This window comes from Bacillota bacterium (assembly GCA_040757085.1).
In the GTDB taxonomy this organism is placed as follows: domain Bacteria; phylum Bacillota; class Sulfobacillia; order JACIYH01; family JACIYH01; genus JACIYH01.
This window is the reverse complement of the sequence record JBFLXJ010000033.1, coordinates 20542-42280: the sequence shown is the minus strand read 5'-3', so window position 1 is coordinate 42280 and position 21739 is coordinate 20542. Positions and strand designations below refer to the sequence as shown.

Genomic DNA, 21739 nt, shown 5'->3' with positions numbered 1-21739 from the left:
GTGAGGGCCGACGGATTGGTACTATACTGTAGGCGGTGGACGAGCCCGTGGCAGCAACCTGTGCGGGGCACGGGGGCACAGCAATCAGGTGGGGGTGGTAACATTGGCCCGGGAGCGCATGGTCCTCATCGACGGGAACAGCCTGGCCCACCGGGCTTTTTGGGCCCTTCCCGATCTCAGGACCTCTGAGGGTGTACCGACCAGCGCCATTCACGGCTTCCTGGCCATGCTGCTCCGCCTCGTGGAAGAGGAGCGACCTGCGTACCTTGCGGTGGCCTTCGACCGGGCCGAACCCACCTTCCGCCACGTGGAGTACGAGGGGTACAAGGCCCAGCGGGGGGGAAGCCCCGAGGAGTTCCGGGCTCAGGTACCCCTGCTCAAGCAGGTGCTGGAGTCCTTGGGGGTGCCCATCTTCGAAAAAGAGGGCTACGAGGCGGACGACATCCTGGGGAAGCTGGCCCGCGAGGGCAAACGGGCAGGGGTCCAGGTGATCATCGTCACCGGGGACCGGGATGCCCTGCAGCTGGTGGATGAGGACGTCCATGTGGTGCTCACCCGGCGCGGCATCACCGAACTCGCCCGCTTCGATCGTGAGGCGGTGGAGCGGGAATTTGGCATTTCCCCCGCGCAGGTACCCGACGTTAAGGGGCTGATGGGGGATGCCTCGGATAACATACCCGGTGTGCCAGGCATCGGAGAGAAGATCGCCTACCGGCTGATCCAGCGCTGGGGTACCCTGGACGCCGTTTTGGAGCATGCCCACGAGGTTGAGGAGAATCGGCGGGTCAGGGAGGCGCTGGCGGCCCACCGGGATCAGGCCTTGCTTTCCCGGAAATTGGCCACCATAGACCCGGACGTCCCCCTGGAAGTCGACCTGGAAGCGTGCCGCTGGCAGCCCGGGGACCTGCAGGGGGCGGAGGATCTGTTCCGCAAGCTCGAACTGCGCACGGTCTGGCAGCGTCTGCTCACGCTCCTGGGTAGGGCCGACCGTCCGGGCGAGCGGGCAGACGGTGCCGATGCGGTAGCGGGTGTCGGAGGGCGGGAAGGGTTTGCCGGCGTGGTGCTGGTTAATTCGGTTGAGCAGCTGGGAGAGATCTGGCCGGCATTCCGGGCAGCCTGCGTCCGCGCCACCCTGGGGATCGCTGCCCACCTGGAGGGTTCCCCGCCAGTGCGGGCGTCCCTGGCCGGGCTGGGGCTGGCGGCCCCCGGGCATGTCGTCTACGTGGCCATCGCCCCGGAAGGACGGGGGGATGGCGTGCCCTGGGAGGAGTTGCGGGGGCGGGTGGCGCCCCTGCTCGAGGACGAGGCGCTGCCCAAGAGCGGCCATGATCTCAAACCGCTGGTGGTCTGGCTGCTGGGCCGGGGTATCCGCCCGCGTGGCATCGCCTTCGATACCATGCTGGCGGCCTACCTGCTCGATCCCACCCGGTCCGGTTACCCGCTGTCGCACCTGGCGGAGCAGTTCCTCGGCACGACGGTACCCGCGCGGGAGGACGTCCTGGGCAAGGGCCGGCAGGCCATCCCCTTCCGCGCCCTTGATCCCCGCACTGCCGCCTCCTTCCTGGGGGGACAGGCTGCTTGCTGCCGCGACCTGGTTTCTCCTCTGCGCGCCGAGCTGGAGGCGGCCGGGCTTGCCCGGCTCATGGACGAGGTGGAGATGCCCCTGCTCCTCGTGCTGGCGGAGATGGAGCAGGTGGGCGTGCGCGTAGACCTGGATAGGGTGCGGGAGCTGGCTGACGATTTCGGGCGCCGCATCGAGGCGGTGGCCCGGGAAGTTTACCGTTTGGCGGGGTGCACCTTCAATATCAATTCCACCCACCAGTTGCAGGAGGTCCTGTTCGACAAGCTGGGCCTGCCGGCCAAGCACCGTACCAAGACCGGGTATTCCACCAGCGCGGAGGCCCTCGAGGAGTTACGGGCCGTTCACCCGGTGGTGGAGAAGATCCTCGAGCACCGCACGCTGGTGAAACTGAAGGGGACTTACCTGGACGGCATGCCCGCCCTGGTGAATCCGGCCACGGGCCGGGTCCACACCACCTTCAACCAGGCGGTAACGGCGACGGGACGGCTCTCGTCCAATGACCCCAACCTGCAGAACATCCCGGTCCGGGACGAGTTGGGCCGGCGCATCCGCCAGGTGTTCATCGCCGAGGACGGCTGGCTCCTCCTTTCCGGCGACTATTCCCAGATCGAGTTGCGGCTCCTCGCCCACGTATGTGGTGACCCCGGCCTGGTGGAGGCATTCCGGGCCGGTGAGGACATCCACCGGCGCACGGCAGCCGAGGTGTTCGGGGTTCCCCTTGATCAGGTGACCGACGAGATGCGGTTACGGGCCAAGGCAGTCAATTTCGGCATCGTATACGGTATCAGCGACTTCGGGCTGGCCCAGCAGCTGGGCATCGGTCGGAGCGAGGCCCGGGAGTACATCGCCAGCTACTTCCTGCGCTACCCCGGGGTGCGCAGGTGGATTGACGAAGTGGTGAGCACGGCGCGCACCCAGGGCTTCGTCACCACGCTGATGGGACGCCGCCGCCAGTTGCCCACCATCTTGAGCCGGAATCCTCAGGAGCGGGGGTTTGCCGAACGGACGGCCGTCAATACCCCCCTGCAGGGGAGTGCGGCCGACATCATCAAGCTGGCCATGGTGAGGCTCCACCGCCAGCTTCAGGAGCGGGGCATGCGGTCCCGCATCATCCTCCAGGTCCATGACGAACTAATCCTGGAGGTGCCCCGGGAAGAACTCCCCGAGGCCGGTGGCCTCGTGCGCTCCTGTATGGAGCAGGTGATGGAACTGGCAGTTCCCCTGCAAGTGGACCTGAAGGCGGGTCCTACCTGGTACGACCTGTCTGCCCTTTGACGCCGCCATGCCCGAGTTGCCTGAAGTGGAAACCATCCGGCGCACGCTGGTACCGCACCTGTTGGGGCAGGTGGTGCGGCAGGTACGGTTGCTCACCCCTTCGGTGTGGCGGGGCCAGGATCCGGCGAAGGTGGCGGGGAAGCGCGTGGCCTCTCTTGACAGGCGGGGGAAGCACCTCCTTATCTTCCTGTCTCCGCCACCCCCCTCACCAGGATCGTCTGAGCCGGTGGAGATGGTGCTGCACGTGCACCTGGGGATGACGGGGCGGCTCATTTTCGTTCCACGGACAGAGGAGCCCGGCGCCCATCTCGACCCGGAGGAGATCTCCGGCCGGCATGTGCATGCGGTGTTCGCCTTCGACCGAGGGGAACTGTGTTTTTGGGACCAGCGGCGCTTCGGCTACCTGGAACTGTTGCGTGCGGATGCCCTGGAGTCGCATCCCCGGCTGCGGTTGGGACCCGAGCCCCTGGATGAGGAGTTTATGCCGTCCGTGCTGCAGAGGATGCTGGCCAGGCGGAGGGCTCCGGTGAAGGCGGTGTTGCTCGACCAGCACATACTGGCCGGGGTGGGGAATATATACGCAGATGAGGCCCTGCACCGGGCAGGAGTCAACCCCCTGCGCCCGGCCGGGGGACTCAAGCCCGTCGAGGTGGAGGCTCTCCGGCATGCCCTGCAGCAGGTGCTCCAGGAAGCCATTGCGGCCCGGGGGACCACCTTTTCCGACTACCGGGACGGCGAAGGGCAGCCGGGCGAATTCGTGTCCCGCCTGCGGGTGTACGGGAGGGAAGGGGAGCCCTGCCCTCGCTGCGGGGCCACCATCGCCAGGCAGCGGTTCGGAGGTCGAAGCACGTACTTTTGTCCCCGTTGCCAAAAATAGCCACGCGAGGCAAATCCATGCCTGAATTTCGTTGGGCCGGGTGGCCGCCGGGGCGCCGGGGCCTGGTGGCCCGAGCCACCGTGCGGCAGGCCGGGGTGGCGCTGCTGGTCGTGCTGATGGGCGTGTGGGGGGCGGGGTGCCTGAGGGAGCCGTCCACCACCGCGCCCGCCGTGCGGGTTCGCCAGGGGGGAGTGGTGAGGGAGGCGCTGGTGGGGCCGGTGGTATCCCTCGATCCCCGGGAGGCCACCAGCCCGGCGGAAAAGGTCCTGGTGGGTTTGCTCTTCTCTGCTCTGGCCGGGGTAGACGGCCGGGGTGAGGTTTTTCCGGATCTGGCCGTGGGGTGGGTGGGTGGCCGGGGAGGCGTGTACTGGACCGTGCGCCTGCGCCCCGACGCGATGTGGCACGACGGGCAGCCGGTCACCGCCGACGACGTGGTGTTCAGCCTGCACTCCCATCCTGAGCTTCTGCCCGGGCTTACCTGGCAGAAGGTGGACAGCCGTACCATCCGCTTCTTCCTGAAATATCCCGATGCGGGTTTCCCGTATTGGCTGGCCACCGTGCCCGTCCTGCCGGCGCACCTTCTGGCTGATGGTACCGGGGCCGCGCAAGATTTCGCCCGTCGCCCGGTTGGGACGGGGCCGTTCCGCCTGGGCACGTGGGAGGGAGACGAGATAGGCCTGCTTCCCCACCTGCGCTACCACCGGGGGCGTCCCCACCTTGACAGGTTTGTCGCGCACATATACCCGTCCCTCGCCCGGGCGAGTCGAGTCCTCATCCAGGGCGAGGTGGACGCCGGTCCCGTTGTGCCTTCGGACCTGGAACGGGCGCGGCAGGGGGGATGGCGGGTGTTGGAGACCCACCAGCCTTATTACGTGGCCCTGGCTCTCAACTGCAGCCGCCTGGATGCCGGGGTGCGGCGGGCCATATCCCTGGCCATCGACCGCCACACCCTGGTGCGCGAGTTGGCCACCGGCACGGCGGGCGGGGCGCCAGGGGGGGCCAGTGGGGTTTACGGACTGCGCGAGGCGGTTTTCCCCCTGCCCCTCATTTCCTGGGCATATCCCGCTGAAGTCCCCGCAGGAGCATACGACCCGGCCGGGGCGCGGGATCTGCTTGCCGGGGCGAAGGAAATCGCTCCCCTGAGCCTGCTGCTGCCGCGTGGGGATCCAATCCGGGCCGAGGCTGCCCGCATCATAGCCGCCTACCTGGGGCGGGTGGGCCTCCGGGTCAGGGTGGTCGCAGAGGAGCCTGCTGCCTTCGTGGCGCGGCTTGAGCCCCCGTTCGATTACGACCTGGCCCTGGTCCCCGAGCCTTACCCGGCCAATCCCGACCTCACCCCCCTCCTTCACTCCCGCCAGACCCCGGCCGAGGGGCGAGGCGGCAACATATTCTCCTACCGCGAGCCGGCTATGGACGTCCTGCTCGACCGTCTGCGGCAGGAGCTGGACGTCCCCACGAGGAAATCCCTGACCCAGCAGGTGGCCTACCGGCTCGGTCAGGATGTTCCCTTCATCCCCCTGTGGACGGAGAGGGTCTTCCTGGGCGTGCGGGCGGGGCTCACCGGCCCGGTGGCGTCGCCTTTCGGGTGGCACTGGAACGTCCACGACTGGTGGTGGCGCGAGGGTCCGTAGCTGGTGAGGGGGTCGAGGTGGCCTGCTGGTCATAGGAGTCACGGGGGGCATCGCCTGTGGAAAGAGCACGGTGGCAGCCATGTTGCGGGAGTTGGGCGCCACCGTGCTGGATGCGGACCAGGTGGCGCGCGAGGTGCTGGCCCCGGGCAGTCCGGTGCTGGCCCGGGTGGCGGAGCGGTTTGGGCGCGGCATCCTTCGTCCCGATGGATCCCTCGACCGCGCCCGCCTGGCGGATATCATCTTTCACGACCGGCAGGCTCGGGCCGACCTGGATGCCATCACCCATCCCTCCATCATCCGCCTCATCCGCGAGATGGTGGAACAGGCCCGCCAGCAGGGCGTGGAGGTCCTGGTCATCGATGCGCCCTTACTGCTGGAAGCCGGTATGCGCGACGCGGTGGACGAGGTCTGGGTGGTGACCTGCTCGCGTCAGCAACAGATCGAACGCCTGTGCAGGCGCAACGGTCTTGCCCCGCAAGAGGCGGAAGCACGCCTGCAGGCCCAGATGCCCCTCGAGGAGAAGGTCCGCCTGGCCGACCGCGTCATCCACAACGACGGCTCCCCGGACCGGACCCGCGACCAGGTGCTGCAGTGCTGGCAGGAAGCCACGCGCGACGCGCCCCATCCCCACCGCTGCGACTGAGCCGCCCTGAATGGCGGCTGGGACGGTTGCCCTGGGTGGGATTGACACTGGTAGGCAGCATGTGGTAATCTCGCGTACGGTCGTGTACGGGAGGAGGTGCGGACATGTTCAAAATCCGCGAGGAAGGTGGCAGCATCTAGGTCCGCCCGGCCCAGGTGAGGCTGTCCGGGCCCCTGGCCGGAGCGGGAGGGGCATTGCCCTGGCTCCAGCCGGAGGGTCTTCGTTTTTCTGCAGGAGAGCCGGGGCAACCCGGCTCTCTTCTTGCTGATGGGAGGTAAACCATGCTCGCCATAGAAACGGAGAAACTCACCCGCACCTTCCAGGTCCGGGGCGAGAAAAAGGAGAAGCGACCGGTCGCCGCCGAGGATAAGCCGCCGGCCGCCGCGCAGGAGGAGCCGTCCGCTGGCGCCTGCGCCAGTAACGCCCGCGGCCGCGGGCGCCGGTTCTGGCCAGGAGGGCGGCGGAGTCGGGTGGTGCGAGAGATCAGGGCGCTGGAGGGGGTCGACCTCCAGGTGAGGGAAGGAGAACTATTCGGCCTGCTGGGCCCTAACGGAGCGGGAAAGACCACGCTGATCAAGATCCTGGCCACCCTGCTTTACCCCACGTCCGGCCGCGCCCTGGTGGGCGGTCATGACGTGGTGAAGGAACCGATGGCGGTCAAGCGCCTGATCAACATGGTTTCCGGCGGCGAATCGGTGGGATACGACGTCCTCACCGTGCGGGAGAACCTGTGGATGTTCTCCCAGTTCTACGGGATCCCTTCCCGCGAGGCCCTCCGCCGCATCGACGCCCTCATGGCCAGGCTGGACCTGGCGGAAAAGGCCAGCACCCGCATCAACCGGTTGTCCACCGGCCAGAAGCAGAAGATGAATTTCGCCCGGGGATTCATCTCCGATCCCGCCGTCATCTTCCTGGACGAGCCCACAGTCGGCCTGGACGTGAACGCAGCCCGCACCATCCGCGGCTTTATCCGGGAGTGGATTGCTGAGTGCCCCGGACGAACCGTCCTCCTCACCACCCACTACATGGCGGAAGCGGACGAACTCTGCGACAGGGTGGCCATCATCGACCGGGGCCGTATCCTGGCCTGCGATTCCCCGGCGGCCCTCAAGCGATCCCTGGGCCGGGAAGTGGTCATCCGCCTGGAGGTGGATGGTCAAGCGGTTGCGGACGAGCGCCTGGCGGCCACGGTTGCGGCCTGGCCGGGGGTGAGGTCGTCCCGTCAGCGGGTGGTGCCGGGGCGGGGCGTGTGCGAACTCACCCTCGTCCTCGCAGAGGACGCCGCCATCGTGCCCGTGATGGGACGCATGGACGAGGCGGGCATCCGCGTGCGCGCATTCCGCAAGGAAGAACCCACCCTGGAGGACGTCTTCGTCTCTCTGGTGGGCAGGGGTCTCGAGGAAGAAACGGCAGGTGAAGACCATGCCCGGGGCGAGCCTTGACAGGAGACAGCCGGGAGCGGCCCTGCCCCGTGCGAGCATGACGTCCTACCTGGTGGACAACATGCGGGCCCTGTGGGGTCGTGCTTACGTGCGGGTGGTGGGCACCAATCGGGAGTTGTCATGGGTGTTCTTCGATACATTCCTGCCCATCCTGGCCGTGGCCGCTTACGTATACATCTACCGCTCCCTGCAGGCCCCGGAAGTGTTCGTGGGCTACGCCGTGTTAGGAGGGGCTATCTCCGCGTACTGGTTGCACGTCCTGTGGGGCATGGGGTCGACATTCTACTTCGACAAGCAGAGCGGGCAACTGGAGCTGTTCTTCATCGCCCCCATCTCCCGCATGTCCATCCTGGGCGGCATGGCCCTCGGCGGCATCGTTCAAACCACGGTGCGGGCGGGGGGCGTGCTGGCGCTGGGCAGCCTTGCTTTCGGGGTGGAGTACCGCACAGAGGCGCTGGGCCTCCTGCTGGCCGCCTTCCTGGTCACCCTCGTTGCCCTGTACGGGCTGGGCATGGTGTTTGCCTCCCTCTTCCTGCTGCACGGTCGGGAGGCCTGGCACCTATCCAACCTCCTGCAGGAGCCCGTATTCCTCCTTTCGGGATTCTACTTCCCCGTGAAGGCCCTGGGCTTCTGGGTGGCCGCCCTGGCCTCGGTGGTGCCCCTTGCCCTGGGACTGGATGCCCTGCGTCAACTGGCATTCGGCGATGCCGGGATGGGGTTCCTGCCCGCCGGGGTGGAGGTAGCGATCAATGCTGGCCTGGCCGTACTGTACCTGGTCGCCGCCTCGCTGGCTCTGGGATACATGGAACGGGTGGCCAAGCGGGAAGGGAGGCTGACCATGCGATGGCAGTAAACTCAGCCGGGGGCTCCCATCCCCGTGCGGTGGCTGACCTGCCCTGCAAGCCCGGCGATCCGGCTTGCGTCCGCGGGGGGTGGTGGCACCTCATGCGCACGGGGGCCTGGCTGGGCTGGCAGATCGGCTCCAACTGGACGGATCCCTTCCTGTTTGCGGTCTATTCCATCTTCCGGCCCGTAGCCCAGGGGCTCATCCTGGTCTTCATGTACCTGGTCATCTCCCGGGATGCCCTTTCCTCGCCCATGTTCGCCCACGTGTACCTCGGCAATGCCTTCTTCGTCTTCGTGGGGCAGGTCATGATGGGGGTGAGTTGGTGTATCTGGGAGGACCGTGAGTTTTTCCGCACCTTCCGGTACATCTACATCCTCCCCGGACGGCTGCAGTGGTATGTAGTGGGGCGAGCGGCTGCTGGCGCGGCCATCGGGGGCCTTTCGGTAATCATTCTGCTCGCGTTTGGCCGCCTGTTCCTGGGGATACCCCTGTACGCGTCGCGGGTGAACTGGGCGTACTTCCTTCCCGTCTTCGTACTCGGAATCCTCACCTGCGCCGCCCTGGGGATGGCCCTGGCTGGCGTGTACCTGGTGAGCGCCCGGCATGGTGGTGTGTATTCGGAAGCGCTGGCCGGAATGTTCTACGTCCTGGCGGGAGTGGTTTATCCGGTCGACATCCTCCCGGGATGGGTGCAACCTCTATCCCAGGTTCTACCCCTCACCTGGTGGATCGAGGGACTGCGGCGAGCCTGCCTGGGTCGCGGCATGACCACCGGGGCCCTGGCCTGGGCCTCCGACGGCGTGATCCTGGCGATACTGCTGGGGACAGCCCTGGTTCTGGCGCTGGTGTGCCTGGCGGTCTTCGTGGGCTGCGAGCGGCTGGCGAGGCAGCGCGGGCTCCTGGACATGGTCACCTCCCACTGAACGCCGACAGCGTGCCCGGAGAGATGTGCGCTGGTCTCCGGGTGTGCCGCAGACTGACATCAGAACCGAAGACGGCCAGTGCCGAAGACGGCCAGTGCTTGCGCGGCGGGCGGGCTTGTGCTATCATACTGGCAGGTGCCGAAGTGGTGGAATAGGTAGACACGCGGTGTTCAGGGCGCCGTGGGCGCAAGGCCCGTGTGGGTTCGAGTCCCACCTTCGGCACCAAAAGTTTTGAAAGCTTTTGAGCCGCAACGGTTTCTGCCGACGGTTTTGGGGGCAGTCGGGCGGGGCCGGGGGAGCCGCCGGGCGGCCTTTACTTTTCCTCCGAGGCCCGCCCGGCGGGCCCCTCGCCGCGGGCTCGCCAGGGCTCCCACGTCAAAGGAATAAGCTTTGGGCGGTGAGCGAGGAATCCACCACGGGCGGGGCGAACCTGGAAAAGTGCGCCCCGCCGTCTTTTGGGTACGGTTCGGTGACCTCACAGGGCGAGGCGTACGGTGGGGCTGTGCGATGTTGAGTAATCCGTGCAAAGGCAAGCTTAACACCGGCGTGCAGGGGCAGACGAGTGCTTTCTGCGCGCGCGGAGGGGGTGTCACTTCGTGGCTAAGAGGTGGGGACTAGCATTGGGGGCCGGCGGATTGTACGGCCTGGCCTACGTGGGCATGTTCAAAGCGCTGGCCGATGCTGGGCTGCGGCCTGACCTGGTCTCGGGAACCAGCGCCGGAGCAATTGCTGCGGGGCTGTATGCAGCTGGAGTGGCCCTGGGCGACATTGAGCGCGAGTTAAGACGGATGGCGGTGCCATCGAGGTTGGTGGTGAAGGGAATTCCGGCTATCGCCAGGGGTCTTAGCACACGGGCGGGAATGGTCGACGGCGACGTCATCGAGAGGGAACTTGACCGTCTCCTTGGAGGGCGTAGCCTGTCGGACGTGGATCCGCCGGTGGTTATTGAGGCGGTGGACATCGAGACCGGGGAACTGGTGATCATGTCGACGCTGGAAAACCCTGGCGTCCTGCCCTTGGCACGCACCTGCTGGCTTACGGACGTTCGGGTGTCCGAAGCAATCCGGGCGAGCATCTCAATACCGGGCGTGTTTGTGCCAAAGCGGCTCGATGGTCGAAAGCTGGTGGATGGCGCCGTGCGTGACATGGTTCCCACCGCGGTCCTGAGGGCTTTGGGGGCAGAGTTCGTGGTAGCGGTCGACCTTCTATCAGGGCAGGAAGAACCGGTTGAAGTGGACAACGCGGTGGAAATAATCGCACGCGCCATAGGTTTGCTCGAGCGGGAGGCAATCCGCGCACGGCTGGCCTCTCTCGCGGACGTGGTCATCGCGCCAGTGTTGCCGCCCCCGTCCGCGTCGATGGCCAGAAATATCGAACGATATAGCTCCGCGGGGGAAGAGGAGACACGCAGGTACATCCCCCAGATTCTCCGGCTCCTGGCCGGACCCACTTCCGCTTGATGCTGGACTGGGGGTTTGCAGGGACGGCCGTTCTGGTGAACGGCTTCCTGGATGGGGGACCCGAGCGGGGAGAGTCCTGGTCCAAGTCTTTGCCGCGTCGTTGAAGAAGGAGGCAGGTGCTGCCAGCGAGAATCCCCGGTCTTGAGGAGAATGCTCCTCATTACCGACGAACTCTTCGGCGAGAGCTGGATGGAGGGCTACCGGACCAAGCAGGTGGCGACCACCCTGCGGGCGGTCTGTTGTGCCCTGCCCCGCGAGCTGGGACGTGAGGCGTCACCCTTCGTCCAAGCAGACGGTGAGGGTTCCGCGGTACCGGATGCCGGGGAGGGTCAGAATTGAGGACACCAAGGGACTATTGGGACGAGTCTGTGCGCAGGGCGGCACACGCCAGCGGATCGGCCCGACCGTCGGTGTTCGAAGGGCCCCGGCAGGCCTGCCGCACTTTCCTGGCCATGCTGCCGGAAGGAGGGCGGGTCCTGGATTTCGGCTGCGGCTTGGGTCGCAACGCTCTTGCCCTCGCCAGGCTCGGTTATCGCGTGGCGGTGGCGGATATCTCGGCAGAAGCCGTCCGCCTTTGCGAGGAGAGGGCTTCGCGGGAAGGTCTCAGTCTGGAGAGATGCAGCTACGAGTGGGGCAATATCGATGCGGAAACAGAGTCGTTCGACGGTGTACTGGCCTGGAGCGTACTCGATCACATGACGCTCTTCGAGGCAAGGCTGGTGGTGAGGGAATTCGCGCGCATCACGAGGCCGGGCGGTGTCCTGCTCTGTTCGTTTGATGGGGAGGAGGAGGACCAGGGGGCCCCGCCCCACGAGGTCCTGGCCGACGGCACCATCCGCTACACGGGCGGGGAGTGGGAAGGGATGCTGTTCCGGGTCTACCAGAACGATGAGATCGCTGCCCTGGTTGAGGGGGCGTGGCAGATCCTGGACTTCGCGGGTTCGGATCGTGCTGAGCAGAGGATCATCCTGTGCAGGAAGCGCGGATAGGCGAGCCGTACGGGCCCAGGAGGATGGCCATCAGCCGCGGGAACTAGACAGCAGGAGATCCACCAGCGCGGGGAAATCGTCCACGCAACAGTCTGCCTGCCGGGCGAAGGCAGCGAGTTCCTCCGGGGAACGTAACCCGTTCACTGCTACCCAGCGGCGCAGGAAGACGACGCACCCGAAACCGGCCCGCTTCGCCCCCACCAGTTCGCCGTCGCCCCCGTCCCCGACGAAGGCCGCATCCGCCGCTGCCACACCGAGAGCCTCCAGGCACATGGCGAACGCCCGCGGGTCGGGCTTCTCCACCCCGGTGAAGCAGGAGAAGCAGGTCCGGTCCACCAGCGGGCGGAGGGGCGAGCGCGGCCACGCCGCGATTTCACGTGCGTCCACGTTGCTCAGCACGGCGATGCGCATCCCCCGGCCCCTGAGGTTCCGCAGGGCATCGAGTACCCCAGGGTCGGGTTCCAGGATGGCCCTATCCTGGTACCTGCCCAGGCACTCCTCCGCTTCCTGCAGAGCCTGCTCGGACGCGGGCAGGCCCCTGGACAGGGCGTATTCCCGGATGAGCGTCCGCACGGAGAGAGACGAATCGGTGTTGCGCTGGTGCCTGGTCAGGGCCCAGTAGTGCGTAAACTCGGCCCGGGGAAACCCCAGCAGGTCGGCGACGGCGTGTGACCGCACGAAGCCTGGAGGACGAAACTGTTCGGGATCCACCAGGGTGTGAAACAGGTCGAATACCACCGCGTTCATGATTCCCACCCCCCATGGAACGGTGGCCGGCATTGGGGCCCCTGAAAGCCCCCGGGTTGTGCCGCCTGGGCCATTGACTCCCGCCGGGCACGTCGTCACTGCGGCCCGCGGGCCTGACAGTTACTCCCTCTTGCCCCGCCGGGTCCTCCTGGGGCGCGCCAGCATGCGCAGGATGCTGTCGCGTACGGGTTGATACGCCTTTCGTGGCAGCGCGCCTATGTATGCGGTAACCCGCGCGAGGTCCACAGCTCTGGTCTGATCGAGCAGTGCAAGGGAGTTGCCAGGAGGGCCTGCAGTTCCTGCGGCGACGCGGGGGCGTGACCCTCTTAACCATCTTGGTTCCTCTGGTCAACTATTACGACACCAACGCCGGGCTCGTACCGGAGCGGTTTGCCTTTGGGCGGCCCACCTGGCCCCCAGTCATAGGGCTCCGCGTCGCTGAGGTGGGCCAGATCAACCTCCTCGGGTGTAAGGAGTCCGACCAAGACCATCACCTCAACCGGTGGACCCCTTGGCCGGTGCCCTCGTCACCACGGAAAGGAAGGTCTGCTGGTACATTACCCTAGCCTTTGCTATCTGTCAATTTCTTGTTCCTGAGCAGATCCTGGTCGCTATGCGGGACCCCTTCCGCTTTTGAGAATGGGGGTGATGCGCGTGAAGCGTTGAAGGTATCTGCCGTACCGGCGAGAATATTGCGCTGCGACAGTAGGCATGCGTTGGGCTGCTCCGAGGTCCCGTTGCGGTCGTGTGTCGGCGGACGCCTGACGCGTGCAGCGGGCATCCGGCGAGGCCGGTGGCGCGGGGGTGAGAGGGTGGCGATCGTGGAGGGGGAGCGCCTGGGCAAGCGGTACCGGATGACCTGGGCGGTGAGGGAACTCGATCTGGCGGTGGAGGAGGGGTGCATATTCGCGCTCCTGGGCCCGAACGGTGCGGGCAAGACCACCACGGTGAGGATGCTCACCACGGCCATCCCGCCCTGCACCGGGACCGCCAGGGTCTGCGGGTACGACATACGCACCGAGTCATTCCAGGTGAGACGTCACATTGCCCTGGTTCCCCAGGGGGGAGGGCTTACCCACCAGTTCAACGTGTTCGATAATATCTGGCTCTACCTGGTATTGCGGGGCCTCTCACCGTGGAAGGCCAAACGCCTGGCGCGCGAAGCCCTGGAACGGTTCGACCTGGCCGCCCACGCCCGCAAGAGGCCGTCGGAGCTATCGGGTGGTTTGCGGCGTCGGGTGGACGTGGGCCGGGTGCTTGCCCTCCCGGCAAGGGTGGTCTTTCTGGACGAACCCACCACCGGGCTGGATCCTGTGGCGCGGCGGGCGGTGTGGAGCAGCATACGGGAGGCCCGGGAACGGGGGTCCACGGTGTTCCTCACCACCCAGGACATGGACGAGGTGCAGGAGCTGGCTGACGAGGTCTGCTTCCTCCAGGAAGGCAGGGTGGTCTGGCGGGGCTCCAAGAGCGCCCTGCTCGACGAGTTGGGGCAGACCAGTGCCACCCTGGTCGTGGAAGGCTCGGGACAGGGACCCGCCGGGGGTGTCCCCGGGCTGGTGCAAAAGGTGAGGATGCTGGACGGCGTCCTGCGGGTGGAAGCTGTGGCGCACGAACCGCTGACCCTGCGCCTGCAACTGCAGGGAAACGGCGCCTGCCTGCCCCAGGTGATCTCACTCCTGTACGGGTGGGGCCACCGGCTGGCCGGGCTCCAGGTGGGGGCTCCCACCGTGGAGGAGGTCTACCTGCAACTCTTCGGAAGGAGGGACACCCGTGCTTAGGGAGTTCGGGCTCGTCTTTTACCGCGACCTGCAGGGCCTGCTGAAATGGCCCCTGCGGCTCACCGTCCTGGTGGGACCGATCCTGTCCTTCCTGCTGTTCGCCCCCGCCCTGGGCCGGGCGGTGGGGAGCATCCGGGTGGGGACTGTGGAGATGAACTATGCCGCTTTTGTCGTACCGGGCCTGCTGGTGACCAACTCCATGACTCTGGCCCAGCAGGCCTGCTTGTCGGTATGGATGGACAAGATCACCGGTCAGCTTGAGGTGCTGTTTGCCCTGCCTCTCCGCCGGGCTACCCTGCTCGCCTCGGGTGCGGCGAAGGCCGTCTTCGACGTGATCCTGGTGAACTCCGCCCTCATGCTCATATCCGTCCCGGTGCTGGCCGGCCAGGTGAGTTGGTCCCTGCGCGCGGTCCTGCAGGTATGGGGGGTGTCAGCACTCTCCGCCACGGCCTGGGCCCTGTTTGCCATCGGCGCCTCAGCCATTATCGAGCGCAGCGAGTCCTTCAACCTCTTCATGAACCTGCTCATGACCCCCCTGATGTTCACCTCCAGCGCCTACTACCCCCTGGCGGCTATCCCCGACTGGATACGCCCCCTGGCCTACGTGAACCCCCTGACTTACGCCGTCAACCTGCTCCGCGGCCTGTTCAGCGGTGCCCGCGGCTGGCTGGGCGTCGACCTCGCCGTGCTGCTCATCTTCCTGGCCCTGTCGGCTGCCTTGGCCGCTATCCTGTACCCCCGCTCCATCAAGTAACGGCCCCTCACCTCCATGCCGTGTCTGGGCATGGCGGTCATGCTGCACGTGGGGCGGCTGGTTTGGACCGCGCCGGACCGCCGGTAGGGGTTATCGCATCCGCACCGGGGTTCACACCCCCTCCTAAGCACCACTATTTCCGCCGTGGGATCGCAGCGGCGCGCCCGCACGGCCGCCTTGGAGCCGCTGGCCACCCCGCCTACGATGACGATCCTCCTGGGCATCCTGTGCTTCCTACCATAGCTTGCTTCATTTCCTGCACGAACTTAGACACCAGGGGTTTCCACTCCCGCCGCGAGCTCAGGAGCTGCACCAGGCGAGAGCCCACGATCACCCCGTCCGCGATCCGGGCCACCTGCGCCGCCTGCTCCGGCGTCGAGATGCCGAACCCCACGCACAGAGGCTGGGAGGCCCACTTCCTCACCCGGGCTACGAACTCGCCCAGTCCGGGCGGGAGGCTTTCCCGGGCGCCGGTGACCCCCGTGACCGAAACCAGGTAGATGAATCCCCGGGAGCGCTGCGCCACCTGGCGGACGCGCTCTTCTGTGCTGGTGGGAGCCAGGAGGTAAATGAGGTCCAGGCCGTGGCGCGCGGTGGCCTCCTCCAGCTCGATCGCCTCCTCGGGAGGGAGGTCGGGGACGATGAGCCCGTCCACGCCCGCCCGGGCGGAAGCGGCGCAAAAGGCTTCTAGGCCGTAGCTGAGGATGGGGTTGAAGTAGGTCAGGAAGAGGAGCGGCAAGCGGACGCGCTCCCGCAACCGGGCGGCCACCTCCAGACACCGGCCGGGGGTAACGCCCCCCTGCAGGGCCCGGAAACTGGCCTCCTGAATGGTCACGCCATCGGCCACCGGGTCAGAAAAGGGAATCCCCAGCTCCACCAGGTCGGCGCCGCTTTCCTCCAAAAGGGGTACCGCTTCCAGGGTCGTCTCCAGGTTGGGGTGCCCCACGGTAAGGTAGGGGATGAGGACGGTGCCCCGGCGGCGAGCGAAGGCAGCTGCCACCCGGCTCATAGTTTCACCCCCCTCGCCCCGGCCACGATGTCCATATCCTTGTCCCCCCGGCCGGAAAGGTTGACGAGGATAACCCGGTCCCCATCCAGGGAGGCGGCCAGCTCCGCCGCGTAGGCCACGGCGTGGGCCGGCTCCAGGGCCGGCACGATGCCCTCCGTCCGACAGAGGAGCTCGAAGGCCTCCAGCGCCTGCCGGTCGCCCACCGCCACGTATTTCACCCGACCGGTTTCCTTCAGGTAACTGTGCTCGGGTCCCACCCCGGGGTAGTCCAGGCCGGCGGAAATGCTGTGGGTGGCACCGATCTGGCCGGCCTCGTCCTGCAGCACGTAGGACTTGGCTCCGTGCAACACCCCCACCCGCCCCGCGACGAGCGAGGCGGCGTGCTGGCCGGTCTCCAGTCCCTTCCCGCCGGCTTCCACCCCCACCAGATTCACCTCGGGGTCGGCCAGGAAAGCGTGGAAGATGCCCATGGCGTTGGAGCCGCCTCCCACGCAGGCCACCACGTAATCGGGGAGGCGGCCGAGCAACGCCAACATCTGCTCCCTGGCTTCCCGGCCGATGACCGACTGGAAGTCACGCACCATCATGGGGTAAGGGTGGGGCCCCACCACGGAACCGAGGAGGTAATGGGTGGTGCGGACGTTGGTCACCCAGTCGCGGAAGGCCTCGTTGATGGCGTCCTTCAACGTCTTGCTCCCGGCCGCCACCGGCCTGACCTCCGCCCCCAGCAGGCGCATGCGGAACACGTTGAGAGCCTGTCGGCGGACGTCTTCCTCGCCCATGTACACCACGCACTCTAGCCCCAGCATGGCGCAGGCCGCCGCCACCGCTACCCCGTGCTGCCCGGCTCCCGTTTCCGCGATGATCCGTTTCTTGCCCATCCTCCTGGCAAGCAGCGCCTGGCCCAGAGCGTTGTTGATCTTATGGGCGCCGGTGTGGGCCAGATCCTCGCGCTTGAGGTAGACGCGGGCTCCTCCGCAGTTTTGGCTGAGCCGTCGGGCGAACCACAGGGGAGTGGGCCGCCCCGACCAGCGGCGCGAGTGCTCCTCGAACTCCTGCTGGAAGGCCGCATCCTCCCTGGCCTCCCGGTAAGCCTGATCAAGCTCTTCCAGGGCCGGGATCAGGACCTCAGGGACAAACCTCCCCCCGAAGGGGCCGAAGTATCCCCTTTCGTCGGGGAGCGAAAAGCGCTCATTCGCCAACCCACTCATCTCCCTTCCCCCGGGCAACGACGCACCGCTGCCACGAACTCCCGCACCTTGAGCGGGTCCAGACGCCCCTCGCGGGTAACCCCGGTGAACACATCCACGGCGAAGGGCCGTACCCTGCGGATGGCTTCCCCCACGTTCCCGGCATCCAGCCCGCCGGCCAGGAGGAGCGGCCGGGGCCAGATAGCATCCCGGAGGTGCCGGGCCACCTGGAAGTCCACCGTCCTCCCCGTGGCCCCCACCTTACCCTCGTGGTAACTGTCCAGCAAGATGGCATCAGCTCCGGCCTCCAGATACCCGGCAACCAGGGCTTCCAGCGCGCCGCCCTCCGGCTGCGCGAGCGCGCGGGCTCCCTGCAGGTGCACGGTCTTGACGACGCGCACGGGGACCTTCTCCTTGAGGGCGGCCACTTCCTCCGGGCGGTTGAACCCGTGCAGTTGCACGGCATCTGGGCGGACGTGCTCCACCAGGCGGTGCACTTCCTCTACCCGCTCCTCGGTGAGGACGAGCACAACGGAAATCAGGGGAGGGATGCGGGCGGCCAGCCTCCGGGCCTGGGCGCGGGACAGGTTGCAGGGCAGGACCTGCTTGACCTCGGTGATAAGCCCGATGGCGTCCACCCCCGCCTTCACCAGCAGGTCGATGTCTGCCTCCTCCCGGCTGCCGCAGACCATCACCCTGGTCACCGTCCTCCCTCCCCGGCGCCTTTCTCCCCAGCGTCTTGCTCCCCGCCACTCTCCTCCCCGGCCCGCACGAAGCTGGCCACGGCGTCCGCCGGCTGCTCGGCCAGGAGGAAGGCAGTGCCCACCAGGACCGCATCGGCGCCCGCCGCCAGGGAACGCCGCACGTCCGCCGGACTCCGGTGGGCGCTTTGGCTCACGATCACCGCCTCCCCCACGACCCGCCGGTAGCGAGAAATCATTTCCTGGTTGACGCGCACCACGTTTTCCCCTCTCTCCAGTTCGTCGATGTCCTTGTTGTTGATGCCCACCAGCCGCGGCGCGGAGTCAGCTCCCGCCAGGTAGCGCAGGTCTTCCGGCCCCCGGGTCTCCACCAGGGCCAGCATGCCCCGCCGGTGCGTGTAGCGCAGGAGGTCGGGGAGCCGGTCGTCCAGGTGATGGGCGATGAGCAGCAGGGCCACCCGGGAGAGGAAAGCGGGGCATACCGCCGCCACCAGGGCGGCGTAATAATCGACCCCCGCCTGATCGAGGATGAAGTCCTTGATCAGCAAGGGCAGGGAGGTGGCCCGTAAAACGGCGGGGACATCCGCCTCCGGCTGACCCCCGAAGTGCCGGCGCTCGGTCACCAGCGAAATCCCCGCCGCCCCGCCCTCTTCGTACCACCCGGCCAGGAGAGCAGCGTCCCGATCGTCCCGACCCCGCCCTTCTTCGGCCAGCTTGGGAATCAGGCGCTTGATTTCAGCGATTACCGGCGCTACTCCCCGGCGCCGGGCCTGCGCTATCGCTTCCACCAGGTTCAATTCCGGGCACCCCTTAGCTCGCGGGCGCAACTCCGGATCTCCTCCAGCTTGGCCAGGGCCCGGCCGGACTCCAGGGTCTCCCGCGCCAGCTCCATACCTTCCTCCAGAGAACTCGCTTTGTCCGCCACCACGAAGGTGGCCGCCGCATTGAGGAGCAACATATCCCGCCGGGGACCGGTGTCGCGGCCGGTGAAGATGTTCAGGATAACCTGGGCGTTGTACTCCGGGCTGCCTCCCCGGACCTCTTCCAGGGCGCAGCGTCTCAGGCCAAAATCCTCCGGAGCGACGGTGTAATGCTCGATGCGTCCTTCCCTGACCTCCGCGATCTTGGTCTCGCCGAGGAGGGAAATCTCGTCCACCCCGTCCAACCCGTGGACGATCATGGCATGGGTGAGGCCGATCTCCCGAACCACCTCGGCCACCTGCTCCACCAGCTGCGGCTGGTAGACACCCAGCACGTGCCGCCTGGCGTCGGCGGGGTTGATGAGGGGGCCGATGATGGTGAAGAAGATGGTCTTGATTCCCAGGTCGTTCTCGGGCCCGAACACCTTCATCATCACGGGATGGAAGCGGGGCGCGTACAGAAAGGAAAAGCCCACCTGCTCGATGAGCCTCTCCGCCTCCCGAGGCTCCAGCTCCACGGGTATGCCCAGAGCCTCCAGCACGTCGGCGCTCCCCGAGGAGGCCGAGATGGAACGCGAGCCGTGCTTGGCGATCTTCACCCCGGCGGCCGCGGAGAGCAGGGCGTTGGCGGTGCTCACGTTGAAAGTGGTGAGCCCGCCCCCCGTGCCGCAAGTGTCCGTCAGCTCGCCGTTCACCCGGGGCTTGATGGTCACGCAGGCCCGCCGCATCGCCCGGGCGATGCCGGCTATCTCCGCCGTGGTGGGGCCCTTCATCAGGAGGGCCATCAGGAACCCCGCTACCTGGGTGGCAGGAAAACGATCCTCCTTGATCCCGAAGACCACCTCGTCTATCTCCGCTTGATTCAACTCCAACCCCTGGGCCAGCTTCCGCAGGATACTCTTCACCGCGATCATCCTCCTTTCGACCCCCAGCCCATCGCGCCGCCGCAGCCCCGCTGGTCCATAAAAAAGACCTCTCGCCCGGTATAAGGGCGAGAGGTCGGAACCTTCGCGGTGCCACCTTACTTGGTCGCCGCCCGTGGCGGCTGACCATCTCTGACGGGTACGGCCGGACCACGGCGATACCCTGGGCTTCGCTAACGGTGCCCCTCCGGCAAAAGCTACTAGACTACCAGCCGTTCGCCTGCAGCTCCCGAGTCCATTCGCCCCGAGCTCAGCACCGGGCTTGCACCTTCCCCCGGCTCTCTGCGCCTCGCTTCGGGGTTACTAGTCTCGTTCCCCGCCTCTGGGCGATATGGGGTTGTTGACGCTAAGTTACACCTCTCCCCCCACCCTTGTCAAGTGTCCCGCGGCTTCATTACCCCGGCTCCCGCCGCCGGTTTTGGGATCTGATCTACGACCTGGCCGACGGCGGTACCACCGTTCTGGTTACCACCCACTACATGGACGAGGCCGACTACTGCGAACACCTGGGGGTGATGCTGGGCGGGCGGCTGGTGTCCTTCAGCGGACGGGCGGCCAGGAGCAGGAGGAGAAGCGGTCCGGGGCGAACGTCCCCCGGGGGGCGATGAGTTGCCGGATCACCGCAGGTTCCTGGCCGAGGCGTTACGAGAAGCCCGGAAGGCCTGGGCCGAGGGTGAGATCCCCATAGGTGCGGTCATCGTGGACAGGTCAGGCCGGATCATCGCCCGGGGTCACAACCAGATGGCCCGCCGGCGCGACCCCACCGCCCACGCCGAAGTGGTAGCCCTGCGCCGGGCCATTTCCCGCCTGGGCCCGGAGGCGCGCTCGGACTGGACGCTTTACAGCACCGTGGAGCCCTGCCCCATGTGTCTGGGCATGGCGGTCATGCTGCACCTGGGGGGACTGGTTTGGGCCGCGCCGGACCGCCGCGCGGGCGCTGCGGACCTGCTCGGGGCCAACCCCTATATGCGCAGGCACCGCGATGGCATGGAGGTGGTGGCCTGCCCGGACCCGGTCCTGGCGCAGGAGTGTGCGGATCTCCATGCCCGGTACTGGCTGGCCCGAGGCAGGCCCGACGTGCTCGAGCCCGCACCCGAGGTGTCGACCGCAGAGCCGGGCGGTCAGACGAGTCCTTTGGCCTGAAGTTGCTGCCGCACTTGCTGGCGGAATGTGTCGGAGTTCGGTGCCCCTTCCAGGGGCCGGCCGTCGATGTAGATATTCTCTTCTCCGAAGGCGAGGGCATCCGCCCGGTTGCTAATGTAGCGTTCGGTCGTCACTACCCGGGATGACATTTCGCGGCCAATGTCCAGCATGCGCCTGTAGGTGAGCATCAGCCACGGGCACCGCATGGAAAGAACCGCTTCCACGTGGACGGCGGAATCGGTCCCCCGGGGCGCCCTTTGCGCCGGTGCCAGGGATACGCGTGCGGCCGGGTTGTTCGCCCTGAGCAGGAGGATGTGATCCCCGCGCGTCTCCACGGTCCTGAACCCGTGCTTCTCGTAAAAGGAAACCGGGATCCAGTCGGGGAAGGTGAGGGCGGCCACGCCGGCCGAGCCCCGGGCCGCATCCAGGGCGCGGCCGAGCAGTGCCCTGCCTATGCCCTTTCTCTCCGCCGGGGGCAGTACCCACAGGCAGCGGATCACCCACAGATTGCTTCCTTCGAGGGGCAGGGGAGCGGCCTCGATCGGCATTACCTCGACACGCCCCACCGCCCTTCCCTTCAGAAACGCTCCGAAAACCCTGGCCCCCATTGCCTCCGCCTGCGCGTGCGCCGCTGCGCTTCGCTGTAATACCGCGTCCAGGGCGGGCCCCTCCTTGAGGCCGGCCGGCAGGCACATCCGGTTGACCTCGTCGATCGCAGCCGCCGCCACCTCTCTCACTTCGAACATACTCCACCCCCCTTGCGAACCGACCGGCGGGCGGAACCTGGCGTTGCCCTTTCGGCGCTCGGCAGCCGAAATCCCCGGGAGGGTGTCACCGGGTCACGAGGAATAGCAGGGCGAGAGGGGTGAGAAGAGCCCCGCCACCACTGCTCCGCCGGGCGAACC

General features: G+C 67.0%; 20 protein-coding genes and 1 tRNA gene. 14 read left to right on the top strand and 7 right to left on the bottom strand.

All coding sequences use genetic code 11. The features are described 5' to 3' along the window. Positions 1-103 precede the first annotated feature (103 nt). The 11 genes from polA (at position 104) to AB1446_12695 (ending at position 11669) form a co-directional block, all read left to right on the top strand. Positions 104-2857: a DNA polymerase I gene (polA, locus tag AB1446_12745; GenBank protein ID MEW6547753.1), complete on the top strand. Its 2754-nt coding sequence runs from the start codon at positions 104-106 to the stop codon at positions 2855-2857. Between the two features lie 7 nt (positions 2858-2864). Further along, positions 2865-3734: a bifunctional DNA-formamidopyrimidine glycosylase/DNA-(apurinic or apyrimidinic site) lyase gene (mutM, locus tag AB1446_12740; protein ID MEW6547752.1), complete on the top strand. Its 870-nt coding sequence runs from the start codon at positions 2865-2867 to the stop codon at positions 3732-3734. Positions 3735-3751: 17 nt separating this feature from the next. Next, positions 3752-5365 (top strand): ABC transporter substrate-binding protein, encoded by a 1614-nt coding sequence (locus tag AB1446_12735; protein MEW6547751.1) that lies wholly within the window; start codon positions 3752-3754, stop codon positions 5363-5365. Between the two features lie 22 nt (positions 5366-5387). Continuing rightward, a complete protein-coding gene (coaE, locus tag AB1446_12730) occupies positions 5388-6008 on the top strand; it encodes a dephospho-CoA kinase (protein MEW6547750.1) in 621 nt (206 codons plus the stop codon). 281 nt (positions 6009-6289) lie between these two features. Further along, positions 6290-7450, top strand: coding sequence for an ABC transporter ATP-binding protein (locus AB1446_12725; protein ID MEW6547749.1), 1161 nt, complete (start codon positions 6290-6292; stop codon positions 7448-7450). Then, on the top strand, positions 7431-8303 hold the full coding sequence (locus AB1446_12720; GenBank protein MEW6547748.1) for an ABC transporter permease: 873 nt from the start codon (positions 7431-7433) through the stop codon (positions 8301-8303). The genes AB1446_12725 and AB1446_12720 overlap by 20 nt, the downstream gene beginning before the upstream one ends. Positions 8304-8395: 92 nt before the next feature. Continuing rightward, positions 8396-9220 carry an ABC transporter permease gene (locus AB1446_12715; protein ID MEW6547747.1) on the top strand — a complete coding sequence of 275 codons (825 nt, stop codon included), beginning with the start codon at positions 8396-8398 and terminating at the stop codon, positions 9218-9220. A 137-nt stretch (positions 9221-9357) separates the two neighbouring features. Further along, positions 9358-9445: transfer RNA gene (locus tag AB1446_12710), tRNA-Leu, on the top strand. A 371-nt stretch (positions 9446-9816) separates the two neighbouring features. After that, on the top strand, positions 9817-10680 hold the full coding sequence (locus AB1446_12705) for a patatin-like phospholipase family protein (GenBank protein ID MEW6547746.1): 864 nt from the start codon (positions 9817-9819) through the stop codon (positions 10678-10680). A gap of 141 nt (positions 10681-10821) precedes the next feature. Then, positions 10822-11019 (top strand): hypothetical protein, encoded by a 198-nt coding sequence (locus AB1446_12700; GenBank protein ID MEW6547745.1) that lies wholly within the window; start codon positions 10822-10824, stop codon positions 11017-11019. After that, positions 11016-11669 carry a methyltransferase domain-containing protein gene (locus AB1446_12695; GenBank protein ID MEW6547744.1) on the top strand — a complete coding sequence of 218 codons (654 nt, stop codon included), beginning with the start codon at positions 11016-11018 and terminating at the stop codon, positions 11667-11669. The genes AB1446_12700 and AB1446_12695 overlap by 4 nt, the downstream gene beginning before the upstream one ends. 30 nt (positions 11670-11699) lie before the next feature. Here the strand turns inward: AB1446_12695 and AB1446_12690 are convergent, their stop codons facing one another. Then, on the bottom strand, positions 11700-12416 hold the full coding sequence (locus tag AB1446_12690) for an HAD family hydrolase (GenBank protein ID MEW6547743.1): 717 nt from the start codon (positions 12414-12416) through the stop codon (positions 11700-11702). Positions 12417-13228: 812 nt separating this feature from the next. Here AB1446_12690 and AB1446_12685 point away from each other — a divergent pair. Then, positions 13229-14194: an ABC transporter ATP-binding protein gene (locus AB1446_12685; protein ID MEW6547742.1), complete on the top strand. Its 966-nt coding sequence runs from the start codon at positions 13229-13231 to the stop codon at positions 14192-14194. After that, entirely contained in the window at positions 14187-14948 is a 762-nt protein-coding gene (locus tag AB1446_12680) for an ABC transporter permease (GenBank protein MEW6547741.1), read from the top strand. The genes AB1446_12685 and AB1446_12680 overlap by 8 nt, the downstream gene beginning before the upstream one ends. Before the next feature lie 199 nt (positions 14949-15147). Here the strand turns inward: AB1446_12680 and trpA are convergent, their stop codons facing one another. Genes trpA through trpD form a run of 5 tightly spaced genes read right to left on the bottom strand, consistent with a single transcriptional unit; the run spans position 15148 to position 19673 of the window. Further along, a complete protein-coding gene (gene trpA, locus AB1446_12675; GenBank protein MEW6547740.1) occupies positions 15148-15957 on the bottom strand; it encodes a tryptophan synthase subunit alpha in 810 nt (269 codons plus the stop codon). Further along, entirely contained in the window at positions 15954-17168 is a 1215-nt protein-coding gene (gene trpB / locus AB1446_12670; protein ID MEW6547739.1) for a tryptophan synthase subunit beta, read from the bottom strand. The genes trpA and trpB overlap by 4 nt, the downstream gene beginning before the upstream one ends. Beyond that, complete coding sequence (locus AB1446_12665; protein MEW6547738.1) at positions 17165-17851, bottom strand: phosphoribosylanthranilate isomerase; 687 nt, start codon at positions 17849-17851, stop codon at positions 17165-17167. Before AB1446_12665 ends, trpB begins: the two co-directional genes overlap by 4 nt. Further along, on the bottom strand, positions 17848-18675 hold the full coding sequence (locus AB1446_12660) for a hypothetical protein (protein ID MEW6547737.1): 828 nt from the start codon (positions 18673-18675) through the stop codon (positions 17848-17850). Before AB1446_12660 ends, AB1446_12665 begins: the two co-directional genes overlap by 4 nt. After that, positions 18642-19673, bottom strand: a complete 1032-nt coding sequence (trpD, locus tag AB1446_12655; GenBank protein MEW6547736.1) for an anthranilate phosphoribosyltransferase — start codon at positions 19671-19673, stop codon at positions 18642-18644. Before trpD ends, AB1446_12660 begins: the two co-directional genes overlap by 34 nt. A 627-nt stretch (positions 19674-20300) precedes the next feature. Here trpD and AB1446_12650 point away from each other — a divergent pair. Beyond that, positions 20301-20834 carry a nucleoside deaminase gene (locus AB1446_12650; protein MEW6547735.1) on the top strand — a complete coding sequence of 178 codons (534 nt, stop codon included), beginning with the start codon at positions 20301-20303 and terminating at the stop codon, positions 20832-20834. Here AB1446_12650 and AB1446_12645 read toward each other — a convergent pair. Further along, positions 20813-21580 carry a GNAT family N-acetyltransferase gene (locus tag AB1446_12645; GenBank protein MEW6547734.1) on the bottom strand — a complete coding sequence of 256 codons (768 nt, stop codon included), beginning with the start codon at positions 21578-21580 and terminating at the stop codon, positions 20813-20815. The genes AB1446_12650 and AB1446_12645 overlap by 22 nt on opposite strands. Positions 21581-21739 lie beyond the last annotated feature (159 nt).